The 17655-nt window shown below is 42.7% G+C and carries 13 protein-coding genes and 2 riboswitches; of the genes, 11 read left to right on the top strand and 2 right to left on the bottom strand.

Translation table 11 applies throughout. The annotated features are described in order from the left end of the window. Positions 1-128: 128 nt before the first annotated feature. Entirely contained in the window at positions 129-1793 is a 1665-nt protein-coding gene (locus tag DXA54_RS21110) for a putative transporter (protein WP_004321876.1), read from the top strand. 90 nt (positions 1794-1883) lie between these two features. On the opposite strand, the gene DXA54_RS21105 is transcribed toward DXA54_RS21110, so the two are convergent. Together DXA54_RS21105 and DXA54_RS21100 are read right to left on the bottom strand one after the other, a co-directional pair. After that, complete coding sequence (locus DXA54_RS21105) at positions 1884-2516, bottom strand: AAA family ATPase (RefSeq protein ID WP_004299434.1); 633 nt, start codon at positions 2514-2516, stop codon at positions 1884-1886. 52 nt (positions 2517-2568) lie between these two features. Then, complete coding sequence (locus DXA54_RS21100) at positions 2569-5325, bottom strand: outer membrane beta-barrel protein (protein ID WP_120080618.1); 2757 nt, start codon at positions 5323-5325, stop codon at positions 2569-2571. A 136-nt stretch (positions 5326-5461) separates the two neighbouring features. Here DXA54_RS21100 and cobU point away from each other — a divergent pair, with 136 nt between their 5' ends. The 10 genes from cobU to DXA54_RS21050 all read left to right on the top strand — a co-directional run bounded on the left by cobU (position 5462) and on the right by DXA54_RS21050 (position 17627). Then, entirely contained in the window at positions 5462-5971 is a 510-nt protein-coding gene (gene cobU / locus DXA54_RS21095) for a bifunctional adenosylcobinamide kinase/adenosylcobinamide-phosphate guanylyltransferase (RefSeq protein ID WP_120080616.1), read from the top strand. 2 nt (positions 5972-5973) lie between these two features. Beyond that, positions 5974-7011 carry a nicotinate-nucleotide--dimethylbenzimidazole phosphoribosyltransferase gene (gene cobT / locus DXA54_RS21090; RefSeq protein ID WP_032843995.1) on the top strand — a complete coding sequence of 346 codons (1038 nt, stop codon included), beginning with the start codon at positions 5974-5976 and terminating at the stop codon, positions 7009-7011. A gap of 1 nt (position 7012) precedes the next feature. Further along, a complete protein-coding gene (locus DXA54_RS21085; RefSeq protein ID WP_120080614.1) occupies positions 7013-7759 on the top strand; it encodes an adenosylcobinamide-GDP ribazoletransferase in 747 nt (248 codons plus the stop codon). An 8-nt stretch (positions 7760-7767) separates the two neighbouring features. After that, positions 7768-8301, top strand: a complete 534-nt coding sequence (gene cobC / locus DXA54_RS21080) for an alpha-ribazole phosphatase (RefSeq protein ID WP_120080612.1) — start codon at positions 7768-7770, stop codon at positions 8299-8301. Positions 8302-8835: 534 nt separating this feature from the next. Continuing rightward, the gene (locus tag DXA54_RS21075) at positions 8836-9969 is read left to right on the top strand and encodes an ABC transporter substrate-binding protein (protein ID WP_004312392.1); all 1134 of its coding nucleotides are present in this window, start codon (positions 8836-8838) and stop codon (positions 9967-9969) included. Further along, positions 9966-10982, top strand: coding sequence for a FecCD family ABC transporter permease (locus DXA54_RS21070; protein ID WP_004306690.1), 1017 nt, complete (start codon positions 9966-9968; stop codon positions 10980-10982). The genes DXA54_RS21075 and DXA54_RS21070 overlap by 4 nt, the downstream gene beginning before the upstream one ends. Beyond that, the gene (locus DXA54_RS21065) at positions 10979-11734 is read left to right on the top strand and encodes an ABC transporter ATP-binding protein (RefSeq protein WP_004299412.1); all 756 of its coding nucleotides are present in this window, start codon (positions 10979-10981) and stop codon (positions 11732-11734) included. Before DXA54_RS21070 ends, DXA54_RS21065 begins: the two co-directional genes overlap by 4 nt. 78 nt (positions 11735-11812) lie before the next feature. After that, positions 11813-12024, top strand: a riboswitch (cobalamin riboswitch). Between the two features lie 213 nt (positions 12025-12237). Beyond that, positions 12238-13923, top strand: coding sequence for a putative transporter (locus tag DXA54_RS21060; protein WP_120080610.1), 1686 nt, complete (start codon positions 12238-12240; stop codon positions 13921-13923). A 131-nt stretch (positions 13924-14054) separates the two neighbouring features. Next, positions 14055-14273, top strand: a riboswitch (cobalamin riboswitch). Between the two features lie 136 nt (positions 14274-14409). After that, on the top strand, positions 14410-16473 hold the full coding sequence (locus tag DXA54_RS21055) for a TonB-dependent receptor (protein ID WP_120080608.1): 2064 nt from the start codon (positions 14410-14412) through the stop codon (positions 16471-16473). Then, positions 16470-17627, top strand: a complete 1158-nt coding sequence (locus DXA54_RS21050) for a DUF5074 domain-containing protein (protein ID WP_120080606.1) — start codon at positions 16470-16472, stop codon at positions 17625-17627. The genes DXA54_RS21055 and DXA54_RS21050 overlap by 4 nt, the downstream gene beginning before the upstream one ends. Positions 17628-17655: the final 28 nt, after the last annotated feature.

Genomic DNA, 17655 nt, shown 5'->3' with positions numbered 1-17655 from the left:
GATTCGTCAAGTGCATACAATCTGCATAGAAATTCTTCATTTTTAGTTCTTCTTTTATTTGATTAGCTCCAATGTTATGAGTAATTTTGCACTCGTTTTTAGAAAAACATTATAAAAACTGCTATATTATGGATTGGTTACAAAGTTTATTATGGGACCCCAGCTCCGTAGCTCACATCGTGCTCCTCTACGCATTTGTAGTGGCTGCCGGCGTGTATCTTGGTAAGATAAAGATATTCGGAGTTTCTTTGGGCGTCACATTTGTTTTGTTTGCCGGCATCCTAATGGGACATTTCGGCTTCACAGCCGATACACACATCCTACATTTCATCCGTGAATTCGGATTGATCTTGTTCGTATTCTGTATCGGTCTTCAGGTGGGGCCATCTTTCTTCTCCTCTTTCAAAAAAGGAGGAATGACATTAAACCTGTTGGCTGTAGGCATCGTAGTGTTAAATATTGCTGTCGCACTGGGGCTTTATTACCTCTGGAACGGCCGGGTAGAACTGCCGATGATGGTAGGTATCCTTTACGGAGCAGTGACAAATACTCCGGGACTTGGTGCTGCCAATGAGGCTCTGAATCAGTTGCATTATACCGGTCCGCAGATTGCTCTCGGTTATGCATGTGCTTATCCCCTCGGTGTGGTAGGTATCATTGGTTCTATCATTGCCATCCGTTACATCTTCCGTGTCAATATGGCGAAAGAAGAAGAAAGCCTGAAAATCCAAAGTGGAGATTCACACCACAAACCTCACATGATGAGCCTGGAAGTTCGCAATGAATCAATTAGTGGAAAAACGCTGATTGAAATCAAGAATTTCCTGGGCCGTAAGTTCGTTTGCTCCCGAATTCGCCATGATGGTCATGTAAGTATTCCCGACCATGAAACAGTGTTTAATATAGGCGACCAGTTATTTATCGTCTGCTCGGAAGAAGACGCTCCTGCAATTGTAGTATTTATCGGAAAAGAAGTGGAGCTCGACTGGGAAAAACAAGACCTCCCAATGGTTTCCCGTCGTATTCTGGTTACCAAACCGGAAATCAATGGTAAAACATTAGGTTCTATGCACTTCCGTAGTATGTATGGGGTCAATGTCACTCGTATCAACCGTTCCGGTATGGACCTGTTTGCCGATCCGAATCTGATACTTCAGGTAGGTGACCGCGTTATGGTGGTAGGACAGCAAGATGCAGTGGAACGTGTTGCCGGTGTACTGGGTAATCAGTTGAAACGCTTGGATACACCGAACATTGTTACGATCTTCGTTGGTATCTTCTTAGGTATCCTTCTGGGTAGTCTTCCGATTGCATTCCCGGGTATGCCGACTCCTTTAAAATTAGGTTTGGCAGGCGGACCGCTGGTAGTGGCTATTCTTATCGGCCGTTTCGGTCATAAGCTGCATTTAGTGACTTATACAACCATGAGTGCCAACCTGATGCTTCGTGAAATCGGTATCGTTCTCTTCCTTGCCAGTGTCGGTATAGATGCCGGTGCCAATTTCGTGCAAACGGTAGTCGAGGGAGACGGATTACTATACGTAGGTTCCGGTTTCCTTATCACCGTTATCCCGCTACTTATCATCGGCACCATCGCAAGATTATATTATAAGGTAAACTACTTCACCCTGATGGGATTGATAGCCGGTAGTAATACCGACCCACCGGCATTGGCTTATGCCAATCAAACAACCTCCGGAGATGCTCCGGCAGTGGGATACTCTACAGTTTATCCGTTATCGATGTTCCTCCGTATTCTAACGGGACAGATGATATTATTAGCAATGATGTAAATCAAGTTTAGCATATAAACAATAAAGCCGGCTATATCCAAATGGAATATGCCGGCTTTATTTATTTTTTCAATCTGCTTTTCTATCCTGTCATACAAGCTGCAGTTTCTTTACTACAAATTCTTCAATGAACCGCACTGTCTCTTCAATTCCCAAAGAAGAAGAATCGATGCACAAATGATAAGTAGCTGCTGCTCCCCACGTTTTATAGCTATAATAATTATAGTATTCCGAACGTCTCTTATCCGCTTTTTCGATCATTTCTTCTGCAGCTTCCGCATCAATATGATGCATGCCACACAACCGCGCTATGCGATCTTCTTTAGAGGCTGAAATAAAAACATTAGCGCAACGAGGATGCTCTCTCAGAATATAATCTGCGCAACGTCCTACAAAGACACAAGATCTTTCTGCTGCCAGATGACGGATCACATCACTCTGTACTTTGAACAAGGCATCATTGCTCAAGCAGTTGTTACATGGCATAGCTCCCTCACTGATAAAAGGGAAACGCATACCGAACAGTCCGCCAATAATACCCTGCGAGGCTTTTTCATCAGCCTTTTCAAAAAACTCCTTACACAATCCACTTTCCTCCGAAGCCAGATTAATCAGTTCCTTGTCGTAGAAGTTGATTCCCAAACGGGCTGCCAACTTCTCTCCTATTTCTTTTCCGCCGCTACCTAACTGACGGCCGATATTGATAACATAATTACCGCTCATAGTACATTTTGTTTTATGGTTCTGTAGCAAACATACGACTTTTTTCTAAAAATCACATCATCAAACGAAAGTTATATTTGAAAGTGACTATGAAATATCCTTTTATTTCCTGGTTACGGAACTCATAAAAACCATCAGAAGAAGTCGTACGGCCGAAACTTTTCCTCTTCCCGAGAATATCCGCCCAATAAGCAGACAGTTCCGCTTCTTTCTTTTTCAAGAACCGCCAGCTGGCACTTGCATTCCACAACATCTGGTCATCTTCGCCTTTACGGATATTCGTACCATTACGGAAAGAATAAGCCCCGTCAGTCCGTAATTGCAAGCCAAAAGGAAGATCAACGCACCCCTCAAGACGAAAACTATAATTACGCGTATAGGTATCGTTATCATTGATAGAATTAAGCGAATACTGATAATTCCAGGAAGTAGAGAAATCAATACCTCCCCAGGTGGGCTGATAAGATACATTCGCGTCACACCCCAATCCGGTATCACGTGTCGTACTTTTCTTCGGTTCGAGGCTCTTGTCTTCATTAATCATACTGACACGATTGCTATGATTACCGTTCATATCCAACCGCAAGGAAAAATGTCCCAGACGCTTCCACCAGTTGGCACTTCCATATACATTCCAGTTTCCGTTAATATTAATAGGAGATGTCTCACGTCCGCCGGTTTTTGCATCATATAGCACTACCTGCGTCACACTGTTCTGTTCCATCTGCCCGCCGATATTCGCAGATATACCTTTTTTTGAATGTTGAAAGCTCACACGGACACTATGAGAAAACATCTGTTTCAAATCCGGATTTCCCCGGGTGATATACAACGGATTACTGTTATCCGTCAGCGGCATTAAATCTGATAAGGAGGGTTGCCGGGTTCTACCGCTATAATTGAAAGTGATCCGGGCCTCTTTCTTTTTCCAATTCACCCATATCATAGGCTGAAAGTCGATAGTATGCATGGTAGTGTCCGCATAGAGCTTTCCCATTTTCCGTTCAATGGCACGTTTTTGCGGAGTCATCCCTAATGAGGCATTAAACATCCAGGTATCATCAGAGTAATTAAGCCCCACATCCAGATTATGGCCATTCGTACGACTATGACTCCGATTACTCAAACTATCCACATACCCTGCTTCATAGTCGGGAGGCAGTTCACCAAAAACTTCCGACTTCGTCAGAGAAGATAATTCATACGTATCACGATTATCACGTTCATAGTTAGTATCCCAGTTATATGCTACCCGGAAATGCATCTTCTTACCAATAGGCTGGGCAAAGGTAATCCCGACTCTCCATGAATTATTTTTTTGAGGCGACTTCAAATACTGGTTACGAAAAAGCACCGAATCATTTCCCAATTTATCTTCAAGACGGAAATAAGTAGTTTTAGAAAGCGAAAAACTTTCATTATCTCCCCACGAATCCGAGTTCAGGATGTTCAATGCCAGCGTTGTACCTTTTTCATTCAGACGTCTCATAATACCCATCATCCAGCTATAACGGTTCGACTGATTCTCCGAACGCGACCGGTTCTCGCTACGATTCACTTTTATATCCCGGGGAATAGATTCAAAGTCATCAAACAAGCTCTCATGACTTATGCCGGGAGGAGCATCAAAAGATGCATTCTGGCTACTGTTTTCATTCCTATTAGGAGAGATTCCTAAATTACCGGTAAAATGTATACGTGTACGTTTATCTACTTCCCAGCTTCCCATGAAGTTAGAACTAATCGACCGCCCCTTAGAGTTACTTTCGTTAGTAGACGCAGAGTATTGATTACCTGCCGGCAAATACTGTTCCTGATAAATGGAAGAAAGATTTCCGTTCCGGTTCAGATTATAGTTCACACTTCCGGTCAGGGAGAATTTCTTACCGAATTTATGAGTCATATTCATTCCTACCGAATTGTTGATATTATCCTTGTACGTACTATTCTGGTATCTGTTGGTAGACTGTGCGATGAAAGAAAGATTATCTCCGTCTTTACTAAAATAATTCACTTGCCCCTCGAAATCCTTCTTCTGGTTATTCCCGTATCCTACCGTTGCATTTGTCAGCCAGGTTTTATTCAATTCATCCTTAGTCTGCAAGTCGAGTACATATTTCTTTTCTCCTGAACTAATTCCGGTGAACTCCTCTTCTTTCGATTTCTTATCATATACTTTCAACTTACTAATCAGGTCTGCCGGAAGATTTTCGAGTGCCGTCTTTTTATCTCCGGAGAAAAAAGCTTCGCCATTTACATTGATTTCACTGATGGGCTGTCCGTTGTATGTCAACGAATTATCTTTCTTATTATATACCAATCCGGGAACACGCTTCACTAAATCTTCCAGATAAGCTCCTTCACGAGTTTTAAAAGCGGCAGCATTGATAACCGTAGTATCTCCCTCCATCACTACTTCCTGCAATTTTCCCGTTATCGTCACTTCACTAATCTGAATATCATCATCTTTCAATACCACTGTACCGATATTCACCGATACAGAGTCTTCCAGTGCCCGGTATACAGATTGCATTCCCATAAAAGAGACTTTCAACAGGTATTTCTTTTTCTTCTGCGGTTGATAATTAAGAATGAAACGCCCATTCTTATCACTTGTTATTCCCTTGATAAAGGCAGAATCGCTTTTCGCCAAAATAACAATGCTGGCAGATGGTAATGCCCGCTTCTCATTACTGCCGGCTTCCACTGTCTGCACTCTTCCTCGCACAGTTCTCACTTGTTGAGCATACAGAGCAGTATGTCCCCAAAGTAGCAGCAAAAGCAATCCCACTAACTTACAAGCGTTCATATCTAATAGTAGTTAAGTCTGATATTTATGTTGATCTAAAACAAATCGGGACAAAGTTAATAACTTTTACGTAAAACGGTTAATCCCGGAGTTATTTTTTATACCTTTGTCCATCCATTATTCAATCAGCAACTTAATGAAAAGGATTATACTAATCACAGGAGGACAACGATCCGGTAAAAGTTCGTTTGCGGAAAAAAAAGCGCATGAACTTACTACGTCACCGGTTTACTTGGCCACTGCCAGGATATGGGACGAAGAATTCAGAAAAAGGGTGGAACGCCATCAAAAGAACCGCGGTCCTGAATGGACAAATATAGAAGAAGAAAAAGAATTGAGCCGTCACAATGTAGCGGGCAGAGTCGTAGTGATAGATTGTGTAACTCTTTGGTGCACTAACTTCTTTATGGAGTTTGATTCTAACGTTGCCTCCTCATTGGAAGCCGTCAAAAAAGAATTCGACAAATTTACCCAGCAGGATGCCACTTTCATATTTGTAACTAATGAGATTGGCTGGGGGGGAGTTTCCGAGAACAAACTGCAACGTAAATTCACAGACTTGCAAGGTTGGACCAATCAATACATCACATCGCATGCCGACGATGTATATCTCATGGCAAGTGGTATTCCCGTAAAAATAAAATAAACATGAAAACGTTTCATATTCAAAAGCCGGATGAAGCTATCAAAGAAGCTCTGATTGACAAAATCAATAATCTGACCAAGCCTAAAGGATCGCTTGGAAGACTGGAAGAAATTGCTTTGCAAATCGGACTGATCCAACAATCCCTTTCTCCACGATTAACTCATCCTCAAAATATAATCTTTGCCGCAGATCATGGCATCGTAGAAGAAAAAGTCAGCCCATCTCCTAAAGAAGTAACCTGGCAACAAATCAGCAACTTTCTTCATGGGGGAGCAGGGATCAATTTCCTGTGCCGACAGCACGGTTTCACTCTTAAAATTGTAGACGCAGGAGTCGATTATGATTTACCTTATGAAAAAGGTATCATTAACATGAAAGTCGGAAGAGGAACACGCAATTTCCTTCATAAAGCAGCCATGACACCTGAAGAGATGGAACTTTGCCTGGAGCATGGTGCCCAATGTGTGGACACTTCTCACCAGGAAGGCTGCAATATCATTAGCTTCGGTGAAATGGGAATCGGAAATACTTCGTCCTCTTCTCTATGGATGACTTGCTTCACCGGAATCCCATTAGATCAATGTGTAGGTGCAGGAAGCGGACTCAATCACCAGGGAATAAACCACAAATACGAAGTTCTGAAAAGATCTCTCGAACAATATCCGGGAGAGCATTCCGCAGAAGAAATCCTCTGCCGTTTCGGAGGTTACGAAATGGTAATGGCCGTAGGAGCAATGCTCAAAGCTGCAGAACTGGGAATGGTTATTTTAATTGATGGATTTATAATGACCAATTGTATTCTTGCCGCTTCACGCCTTTATCCGGAAGTGATGAGCTACGCCATATTCGGTCATCAGGGAGACGAGAGCGGACATAAGCTATTATTGGATTATCTCGGAGCACGTCCCCTACTCAATCTCGGATTAAGACTTGGAGAAGGAAGCGGTTCCGTTTGTGCCTATCCCATTGTGGATTCCGCTGTGAAAATGCTGAATGAAATGGATTCATTTGCTCATGCTTCCATCACTAAATATTTCTAAAATGAACCAGATACTTGCCGCCCTCATATTCTTTACACGATTGCCTTTCTGGAAAATAAAAGAAGTTCCGCAGGAGTGTTTCAAACACGTTGTCAATTATTGGAGTTTCAGTGGCTGGCTGACCGGGGGAATGATGACATTGATTTTCTGGGGAGCCAGTACTATTCTACCTCACGGAGTAGCCGTAATCCTGGCACTGACTTCACGTTTACTTATCACAGGAGCATTGCATGAGGATGGATTGGCCGATTTCTTCGATGGATTCGGAGGTGGGACGAACAGAGAAAGCACGCTACGCATCATGAAAGATTCCCATATCGGAAGCTATGGAGTTTTGGGATTAATCATCTATTATTTATTTGCTTACAATCTACTGGTCGCACTTCCCTTAGCAGTTACTCCTTTCTTATTACTAAGCGGAGATACCTGGAGTAAATTCATTTCTTCCAATATCATCAATTACCTGCCCTATGCACGGAAAGAAGAAGATAGCAAATCCGGAACAGTATATACAAGAATGAGTTTTGGGGAGATCGTAATGTCTGCGATGGGTGGAATACTACCTCTCCTATTACTTCCTCCAAGCTACTGGCCCGTATGTATATTTCCCATTCTGGTATTCTTCTTTATCTGCCGGATGATGAAACGACGTCTGAACGGATATACCGGAGATTGTTGCGGTGCATTATTTCTCCTAAGCGAAATGAGTTTCTGGCTGGGAGCAGTGATGTCTATCTATATAAAATAAGTAAACCTATGAATATTTATCTAATCAGACATACCTCTGTCGACGTTCCTAAAGGTCTTTGTTACGGTCAGTCAGACGTTCCTTTACGTCCTACATTTGAGATAGAAGCAGCCGTAACCAAAGCTAAAATCGAATCCATTCACTTTGATATGGCTTACACCAGCCCTCTATCCAGATGCACCCGTCTGGCACAGTATTGCGGATTCGGAGATGCCATCCGTGACCCAAGAATACTGGAACTTAATTTCGGAGATTGGGAAATGCAGTATTTTAATAAAATCAAAGACCCGAATCTCCAATGCTGGTACGACGATTACTTGAATGTAAAAGCAACCAATGGAGAATCGTTTGCCGATCAGTATAAACGGGTAGCCGCGTTTTTAGACGAAGTCAGACAAAAGGAGGGTGAAAATACAGTAGTATTCGCTCATGGCGGCGTATTGATTTGCGCACAGATTTATGCAAAGTTGATTCACCAGGAAGAAGCATTTCAGGCAGTACCTGCCTACGGAGGAGTTTTTCTATATCAAGAGTGCCCGTAAACAAACAGGTGTAGATATCTCTAATAAGTTTGCGATGTCTTTACCCTCACACCCTGTTTAATAATTACTTACTGGAGAATTTTCGGTTGACGGCAGTTCCACTTTATTTCATTACTTGGGACAAAGTGTTTCGCACCGAGAAACGAAATGTTTCAAGTAATGAAACGAAGTGTTTCACACCGAGAAACAAAATGTTTCGCTACTTGAAACTAAGTGTTTACCTATATGAACAAGCCATTATCTGCATAGATGATGAATAAGCGGTTTGAGTCAATGGGTGAGAGTGCGAGGGTAAAAAGCATCTCCAAACTTTTTCTGAATCTTTAAGGTGCAGAAATTCTCTGAAGTAATCAGCAGACCGATAAACTTAATCCATTCTGCCTGCCTAAGGGGAGGATACATAAATAGGAATGATTTCGGAGAAAATGCAATAAAAAAAGAAAGAATATCTCCAAAGATACTTATCTTTGCCCCGCAATGTCAATCTTCAGACACCGAAAATTATTTATTCATTTAAAAGATACACGAATAAAGATGAAATCTCCTATTTCAATCCTCACATGGCTATGTCTTCTCTTCCTGGCTAGTTGTATATCCAACAAGAAGACTTCTCTCGAGGCTTTCAAACAGGATGTCTATACACCTGAATACGCAACCGGATTCAAGATTCTGGGTGCGGACAATACCGCCAGCACACTTATTCAGGTTTCCAACCCATGGCAGGGAGCCAAGGACGTGAAAATGTCTTATTTCATTTCCCGCAACGGTGAACAAGCGCCTGCCGGATTTACCGGTCCTACGATTCCTGCCGGAGCAAAACGTATCGTATGTATGGCTTCTTCCTACATCGCCATGTTCGACGCTCTAGGTCAAGTGGACAAAATTGTCGGAGTATCGGGCATCGACTATGTATCCAATCCATATATTCTCGCACATAAAAATTCTATCAAGGACATGGGCCCCGAAATGAATTATGAGTTATTATTGGGACTGAAACCGGATGTTGTCCTGTTATACGGTATCGGAGATGCGCAAACTGCCGTAACAGACAAACTGAAAGAACTGTATATACCTTATATGTATGTAGGAGAATATTTGGAGGAATCGCCGCTTGGTAAAGCCGAATGGCTGGTAGCTCTTGCCGAATTAACAGACAGCAGGGAAAAAGGCATCGAAATATTCCGTGAAATCCCTAAACGTTATCAAGTTTTGAAAGCGCTCACCGAATCGGTAGAACAACGTCCTACCGTTATGCTCAATACCCCGTGGAACGACAGTTGGGTGATGCCTTCCACACAAAGTTACATGGCACAATTGGTAACTGATGCGGGTGCGGATTACATCTACCAAGAAAACAAGTCTAACAGTTCCACTCCCATCGGACTGGAAACAGCTTACAAACTGATACAAAAGGCCGACTACTGGATTAATGTAGGCATGGCTTCTACGTTGGATGAACTAAAGACGGTCAATCCTAAATTTGTAGACGCCAAAGCTGTACGCGAAAAAACTGTTTACAACAATAATTTACGAACAACACCGACAGGAGGTAATGACTACTGGGAATCTGCAGTGGTACGTCCCGACGTCGTATTGCGTGACCTGATTCATATCTTTCACCCCGAACTCGTATCCGATTCACTTTACTATTACAGACATCTGGAATGAAACAGCCTGATAAACGCACTCCCTTTTTATTCATTACACTGGGTATAGTTGCCATACTGTTATTACTGATAGACATGGCAACGGGAGATACATATATTCCTATCACCAAGGTATGGGCTGTACTCACCGGAGGCGAATGTGACGAAATGACACGGAATATTCTCCTTTCTATCCGTTTCATACGGGTAGTGGTAGCGGCTTTAATAGGAATAGCACTCTCCGTTAGCGGTTTACAGATGCAAACAGTATTCCAGAATCCATTAGCAGACCCTTACCTGTTGGGAGTAAGTTCCGGTGCAGGACTGGGCGTAGCTCTGTTCATACTAGGTGCTCCATTACTTGGATGGGCGGAGTTTCCAATTCTTCAGTCGCTGGGTATCGTTGGCTCGGGCTGGGTAGGAACTGCCGTAATCTTATTGGGAGTAGCCATTATCAGCCGGAAAGTAAAAAACATTCTCGGTGTATTGATTATGGGAGTTATGATAGGCTACGTAGCAGGCGCTATCATTCAGATACTCCAATACCTAAGTTCTGCCGAACAACTGAAAATGTTCACACTCTGGTCAATGGGATCTCTTAGCCACATCACAGTCACCCAACTGGGAATTATGATACCGATGTTATGTATCGGTTTACTAATTTCCGTAGCCTGTATCAAATCGCTGAACCTGTTACTGCTCGGTGAAAATTATGCACGAACGATGGGAATGAACATTAAACGTTCACGCACGTTCATCTTCGTTTCTACCGCACTGCTGACAGGAACGGTCACCGCTTTCTGTGGTCCGGTAGGATTTATCGGCCTGGCAGTACCGCATGTCACACGACTGCTATTCAACAATGCCGACCACCGGATACTGGTCCCCGGCACCATGCTGACAGGGCTTATCAGCATGCTTCTCTGCGACATCATCGCCAAGAAGTTCCTACTTCCGGTTAACTGCATCACCGCCTTACTAGGTGTTCCGGTTATTTTATGGGTAATTGCTAAAAACTTGCGTAGATTCAAATGATAGAACTTAAAGAACTGACATTAGGATATGGACAGCGCACGCTGTTGGAAACGGTAAATGCCCGAATCACAGGCGGACAACTCGTTGCCCTGTTAGGACGTAACGGAACGGGAAAGAGCACCCTGCTCCGTGCTATGATGGGGCTGGAAAAGCCTCAATCAGGAGAGATTACTCTGCAAGGAAAAAACATAGCATCATTGAAACCGGAAAAATTAGCCCGGAATATAAGCTTTGTCACCACCGATAAAGTACGTATCGCTAATCTCCGCTGTAAAGATGTAGTAGCCTTAGGGCGTGCTCCCTATACCAACTGGATCGGCCAACTGCAACCGGAAGACCAAAAGCGGGTGGATGACGCTATGCAGCTAGTCGGTATGTCCGGTTATGCAGAAAAGACAATGGATAAAATGTCCGATGGCGAATGTCAGCGAATCATGATTGCCCGTGCTCTTGCACAGGATACTCCCGTCATCCTGCTTGATGAACCGACCGCCTTCCTGGACTTACCTAACCGCTACGAGCTCTGTTTGCTTTTAAAGAAACTGGCACAGGAAGAAAAAAAATGTGTCTTATTCTCCACTCATGACCTCGACATCGCCTTATCGCTTTGCGACTCCATCATGCTCATAGATAATCCGCAGATGTACACGCTGCCTACTCCGGAAATGGTGGCTAGCGGACATATAGAAAGACTTTTCCGAAATGAATCCGTCACGTTTGATGTGCAGGAGATGAGAGTACGCATCAAATAAACAAACAGATATCCGACAAGAATCAGACTGTGTATAAAATAAATAGGTAGCATTCATTTGGGTTCCTATATAAATTCGCTATCTTTGCCCCGAATTGGTTTCAGATAGCCATATCAACTATCTGAATTAAAAGGGAATCGGGTGTAAATCCCGGACAGTCCCGCTGCTGTGAAACTCCATTCAACTTCTTGATATTTACTTTTACCACTGACCAGGTATCGATAGTCAAGGTCGGGAAGGTATCAGGAAGGGAGTCAGTCAGAAGACCTGCCATTCATACCTTTATAGTTGTTTTTACTCGTGGGATAGGAAAACGGCAGACTGTAAAAAAAGAATCGAGTAGTCATGACATCGGAAATGATTGAAGGAGGATAAATTCTCTCTAGCTAAAATATCAAAAGGACGGCATTAGACCGTCATGCTCAATGTGTGCGTATCCCCGCAGAAGTGATTTCTCCGGGGGTACTTTTAGCTAAACTAAATATCATCATATAATAATCACAATGGAAGTTCTAAGAAATTTATTTGAAGGTTACCCCAATCTTTGGGGCGGCGGAGTGGCACACTCCGTACTGATTCTGTCACTAACCATAGCGTTTGGAATCATCCTTGCAAAAATCAAAGTGCGGGGAGTATCTCTGGGAGTTACCTGGATACTCTTTGTCGGAATCGTATTCGGCCATTTCAACATGAATCTGGACGAACACCTGCTCCACTTTCTAAAAGAATTCGGATTGATTCTGTTTGTTTACTCAATTGGTTTGCAGGTAGGGCCCGGCTTTTTTTCAGCATTCAAAAAGGGGGGCTTTACCCTGAATATGTTGGCCATGCTGGTAGTAGTATTAGGAGTAACCATCACTGTTATCCTGCACTTCACCACCGGAACTCCGATTACCACAATGGTAGGTATTTTGTCCGGAGCTGTCACCAATACTCCGGGGCTGGGAGCCGCACAACAGGCCAATAGTGATTTGAATGGAATAGATGCTCCCGAAATTGCTTTGGGATATGCTGTCAGTTATCCGCTGGGTGTAGTAGGTATCATCCTTTCACTGCTTGCTTTGAAATATCTCCTTCGCATCAATACTGCTCAAGAAGAAAAAGAAGCAGAAGTCGGTCTGGGACATCTCCAGGAACTTACCGTACGTCCTATCTCCATTGAAGTGAGAAACGAATCGGTAGACGGCATCAGGATTAAAGAACTCCGCCCGTTACTGAACCGTAAGTTTGTCATTTCCCGCATCAAACACCGCGAGGGTGGAGAAACCGAATTGGTCAATTCCGAAACAATTCTACATGTAGGGGATATCATATTAGTGATCTCTACCCCGATTGACGTGGAAGCAATCACTATATTCTTCGGAAAGGAAATCAAAATGGAATGGGAACAACTGAACAAAGAGCTCATTTCACGCCGTATCCTGATTACTAAACCGGAATTGAACGGGAAAACGCTCTCACAACTCAAAATCAGAAATAACTTCGGAGCAAACATCACCCGTATCAATCGTTCGGGAGTAGACTTGGTAGCTTCTCCACAATTACAGTTACAAATGGGAGACCGTGTCACCATTGTAGGTTCCGAACTGGCTGTTGCCCATGCAGAGAAAGTACTTGGCAACTCCATGAAACGCTTGAATCACCCGAACCTGATTCCTATCTTTATAGGTATCGCTTTAGGATGTATTCTGGGAAGTCTTCCTTTCGCATTTCCCGGAATTCCGCAACCTGTGAAACTAGGATTGGCAGGCGGTCCGCTCATCGTTTCTATCCTGATTAGCCGTTTCGGTCCGAAATACAAGCTGATTACTTATACCACCATGAGTGCCAACCTGATGCTTCGTGAAATCGGTATTTCCATCTTCCTCGCTTGCGTAGGTTTAGGAGCAGGCGAAGGCTTTGTAGACACAGTCATTCATGGCGGAGGATATATATGGGTAGGCTACGGAGTAATCATAACCATCCTGCCACTTCTGATTACGGGATTGATAGGACGGTATTATTGCAAGCTGAATTATTTCACGCTTATCGGAGTTCTGGCTGGTTCTACCACCAATCCGCCGGCATTGGCTTACTCCAATGACCTGACCTCCTGTGATGCGCCTGCCGTCGGCTACGCTACGGTGTATCCGCTCACCATGTTTCTGCGAGTATTGACGGCACAAATATTGATTCTGTCGTTGGGATAACATATTAATATATCCTTTTCCATCCAATTGATTACTAACAAATGGAGAGAATAGGATCAGATGCCGGAATATTTGTTATTGGTCAATGGGATATTTTTTTAGAATAAAACAAACTAATTAATAAAAACTTTCTAACTTTGTGCCGTTAAGGTTTCCTTGAACAACTTTTGCGTTGTAAAGGAATGAAAAGGGAATGCCGTGTAAACCGGCAACAGTACCTGCTGCTGTAAATCTCCGCTCCTTGTAATCAAAGAGCAAAATTGCAACACAAAAGTCACTGGATAGTTTATCTGGGAAGGCGTTGCAAAATGGGATGAGTCAGAAGACCTGCCTTGATGCTCTGATTTACACCTGCGGGATTTCGGGTAGTAGTCAAATAGAAAATAAGCAATTATCTTTTATTTGGTATAATAGCTATATGTCCGTTTGTGTAGATTGAATTCAGATCTGAACAAACGGATTTTTTATACCTATAAAATAAAAGACATGCTTTCTATTCAAGTCCATTCATACAATAAGCATTATATCCATTTACGGTGGATATTATGTTTGATTCTATCTCTATTTACCACATTACCGGCCATTTCCCAGTCCAGGGTTCGGCATCAGACTTCTCTGTCTGATACACTTCTCAAACTCAAAGAAGTTACTATCTACAGCAACCGGATGCAAAAAAAGATGTCTCCTGTACAGATTCTGTCCGGCAAAGAACTTGAGAAGCTCAATGTTTACTCCGTTGCTGATGCTTTGCGCTACTTTTCCGGAGTACAGATAAAAGATTACGGAGGTATTGGAGGACTAAAAACCGTCAATATACGAAGTATGGGCAGTCATCATGTCGGAGTATTTTACGATGGTATTGAATTAGGAAATGCGCAAAATGGAGTCGTCGATCTAGGCCGTTTTTCATTAGATAATATGGAAGTCATTTCACTATATAATGGTCAAAAAAGTGCCATCTTCCAACCTGCCAAAGATTATAGTTCCGCAAGTGCCATATATATGCAGACACGAAAACCCCTATTCAAAGGGGAAAAGAAAAACAATCTGAACATCGGGGTGAAAGGCGGTTCATTCTCTACCATCAATCCGTCACTACTTTGGGAACATCGTTTCAACGAACGAATAAGCAGTTCCATCAGTACGGAGTATATGTATACATCAGGACGATATAAATTCACATACGCCAAGAAAGATGGTTACGACACAACAGCTGTTCGTCAAAATGGAGACGTAAGAATGTTACGTTTGGAGAATGCATTCTTCGGAAAAGTCCCCAAAGGAGAATGGAAAGCCAAAGCATACCTATACAATTCGGAACGGGGATACCCCGGAGCTGCGGTAAGAGAAGAACCGGGTAAGTTTCGCCATCAGGACCGGCAGTGGGATACCAATCTGTTTGTGCAAGGCTCTTTTCAAAACTATTTTAAGCCTTGGTACAGTCTGCTAGCCAACGGAAAATATGCTTATGACTATCTCCACTATTTATCCGATCCCAGACTGGATGTCACCACCATGTACGTAGACAATTACTACCGACAGCAAGAAATCTATGCTTCGGCCGCCCATTTATTCACCATCTATCCCTGGTGGAGTATGTCATTATCCAACGATTTCCAATGGAATACATTACGGGCCGATCTCATAGATTTTGTCTATCCAACCCGTAATACAATCCTGACTTCTGCTGCCACGTCCTTTGATTTCAACCGCCTCATGTTGCAGGCGAGCCTGTTATATACTCATGTCGACGACAATACACGTACCAAAGGAGCCAATGCAGGCACCAAAAACAAATACACTCCGTCTGTCATAGCCACCTGGCAACCATTGACCAAGCTCCCTCTGAATGTACGGGCCTTTTATAAGAAAGTCTTTCGCATGCCAACTCTCAATGATTTGTATTATACTTTTATAGGCAATAAGGACTTAAAACCAGAATATACCACCCAATACGATGTGGGTATCACTTTCTCTCACACCTGGAATAACCATTGGCTGAAAAGCCTGGACTTACAAATAGATGGTTACTATAATGAAGTAGATGATAAAATCATTGCCATGCCTACCTCCAACCAGTTCCGTTGGACTATGATTAATCTCGGACATGTGGAAATTCGGGGATTAGACGCAGCCATACGAGGAGAATGGGGCTTCGGAAAGGTGGAACTTAGCACTCTCTTCAATTACACCTATCAAAAGGCACAGGATTTTACCGACCCTACCAGTGAATGGTATGGAGGTCAGATTCCTTATATACCTTGGCATGGAGGTTCCATCATCCTCAATGGAAGTTATCAAACATGGTCCTGCAACTATAGTTTCATTTATACAGGTGAACGCTATGAAGCAGTCGCCAATATTCCGGAGAACTATGCACAGCCCTGGTATACCCACGATTTTTCTCTATCCAAAACTTTTCAATGGGAGAAAACGGGAATACGTGTAACGGCAGAAATTAATAATATCTTCAATCAACAATATGAAGTAGTGCAATGCTATCCTATGCCCGGTACAAGTTTTAAAATCAAATTAAACGTCATGTTATGAGAATATCTGTTCTATCCATCATTATCTGTCTTGTTCTTCTATCGACTTCTTGTCGCGAAGATGAACGCATTATTCCGTCAACTCCCAACCAAGTTACTCCCGGAGTAAGCGGTACCTCTGTCAAAGGTTTCTTTCTACTCAATGAAGGAAATATGGGAAGCAACAAGGCTACCCTTGATTACTTTGATTACGAAACCGGTATCTATCATAAGAATATCTATGCGGAACGGAACCCGGGAGTCGTACAAGAATTGGGGGATGTGGGAAATGATATCCAAATCTATGGAAATAAGTTATATGCCATCATCAACTGTTCTCATTTCGTAGAAGTGATGAATGTAGAAACAGCAAAACACATCACGCAAATTTCCATACCTAATTGCCGTTATATCGTCTTTAAAGATAAATATGCATACGTCAGTTCGTATGCAGGCCCTGTCAAAATAGATCCCAACGCCAGACTGGGGTATGTAGCACGTGTTGACACTACCACACTGACTGTCAAGGATACCTGTGTGGTCGGCTACCAGCCGGAAGAAATGGTGATTGTGGGCAACAAACTCTATGTAGCCAACTCCGGCGGGTATCGCGTACCTAATTATGACCGCACGGTATCCGTCATCGACTTGAACACATTCAAAGTTATCAAAACCATTGATGTGGGAATCAATTTGCATAGAATGGAATTAGACCAATACGGAAATATTTATGTCTCATCCCGGGGAGATTATTATGACACTTACTCCGAAACATTTGTAATAGATTCCAATACCGATAAAGTAATCGAAGAATTACCGCTTCTTCCCAATACAGAAATGGCTATTTGCAGAGATTCACTGTATGTATACAGTACAGAATGGAGTTATTATACCAACAGTTGGACAGTCTCTTACGCCATCTATAATACAAAAACAAAGAAAACTGATACCCGCAATTTTATTACAGATGGTACGGAAAAATCTATCAAGATACCTTATGGAATAGCAATCAATCCGGAAACAGGTGAATTCTTCGTCACCGATGCCAAAGACTATGTGACTCCCGGCACATTATACTGTTTCTCCCGGGATGGAAAAAAGAAATGGTCAGTCATCACGGGGGACATTCCGGCACATATTGCCTTTACAGATAAGAAACTAAAAGCGATTCAATAATTCATATCACTATTACTAATTAAAAACA

Source organism: Bacteroides sp. OF03-11BH, from assembly GCF_003604005.1.
In the GTDB taxonomy this organism is placed as follows: Bacteria; Bacteroidota; Bacteroidia; order Bacteroidales; family Bacteroidaceae; genus Bacteroides; species Bacteroides ovatus.
The sequence above is the reverse complement of the archived record's forward strand: the minus strand, read 5'-3'. Positions and strand labels throughout refer to the sequence as shown.

Bases quoted from the DNA above. Each gene is read 5' to 3' on its own strand.
- DXA54_RS21110 (WP_004321876.1), top strand. From the start codon at position 129: ATGGATTGGTTACAAAGTTTATTATGGGACCCCAGCTCCGTAGCTCAC.
- DXA54_RS21105 (WP_004299434.1), bottom strand. From the start codon at position 2,516: ATGAGCGGTAATTATGTTATCAATATCGGCCGTCAGTTAGGTAGCGGC.
- DXA54_RS21100 (WP_120080618.1), bottom strand. From the start codon at position 5,325: ATGAACGCTTGTAAGTTAGTGGGATTGCTTTTGCTGCTACTTTGGGGA.
- cobU (WP_120080616.1), top strand. From the start codon at position 5,462: ATGAAAAGGATTATACTAATCACAGGAGGACAACGATCCGGTAAAAGT.
- cobT (WP_032843995.1), top strand. From the start codon at position 5,974: ATGAAAACGTTTCATATTCAAAAGCCGGATGAAGCTATCAAAGAAGCT.
- DXA54_RS21085 (WP_120080614.1), top strand. From the start codon at position 7,013: ATGAACCAGATACTTGCCGCCCTCATATTCTTTACACGATTGCCTTTC.
- cobC (WP_120080612.1), top strand. From the start codon at position 7,768: ATGAATATTTATCTAATCAGACATACCTCTGTCGACGTTCCTAAAGGT.
- DXA54_RS21075 (WP_004312392.1), top strand. From the start codon at position 8,836: ATGAAATCTCCTATTTCAATCCTCACATGGCTATGTCTTCTCTTCCTG.
- DXA54_RS21070 (WP_004306690.1), top strand. From the start codon at position 9,966: ATGAAACAGCCTGATAAACGCACTCCCTTTTTATTCATTACACTGGGT.
- DXA54_RS21065 (WP_004299412.1), top strand. From the start codon at position 10,979: ATGATAGAACTTAAAGAACTGACATTAGGATATGGACAGCGCACGCTG.
- DXA54_RS21060 (WP_120080610.1), top strand. From the start codon at position 12,238: ATGGAAGTTCTAAGAAATTTATTTGAAGGTTACCCCAATCTTTGGGGC.
- DXA54_RS21055 (WP_120080608.1), top strand. From the start codon at position 14,410: ATGCTTTCTATTCAAGTCCATTCATACAATAAGCATTATATCCATTTA.
- DXA54_RS21050 (WP_120080606.1), top strand. From the start codon at position 16,470: ATGAGAATATCTGTTCTATCCATCATTATCTGTCTTGTTCTTCTATCG.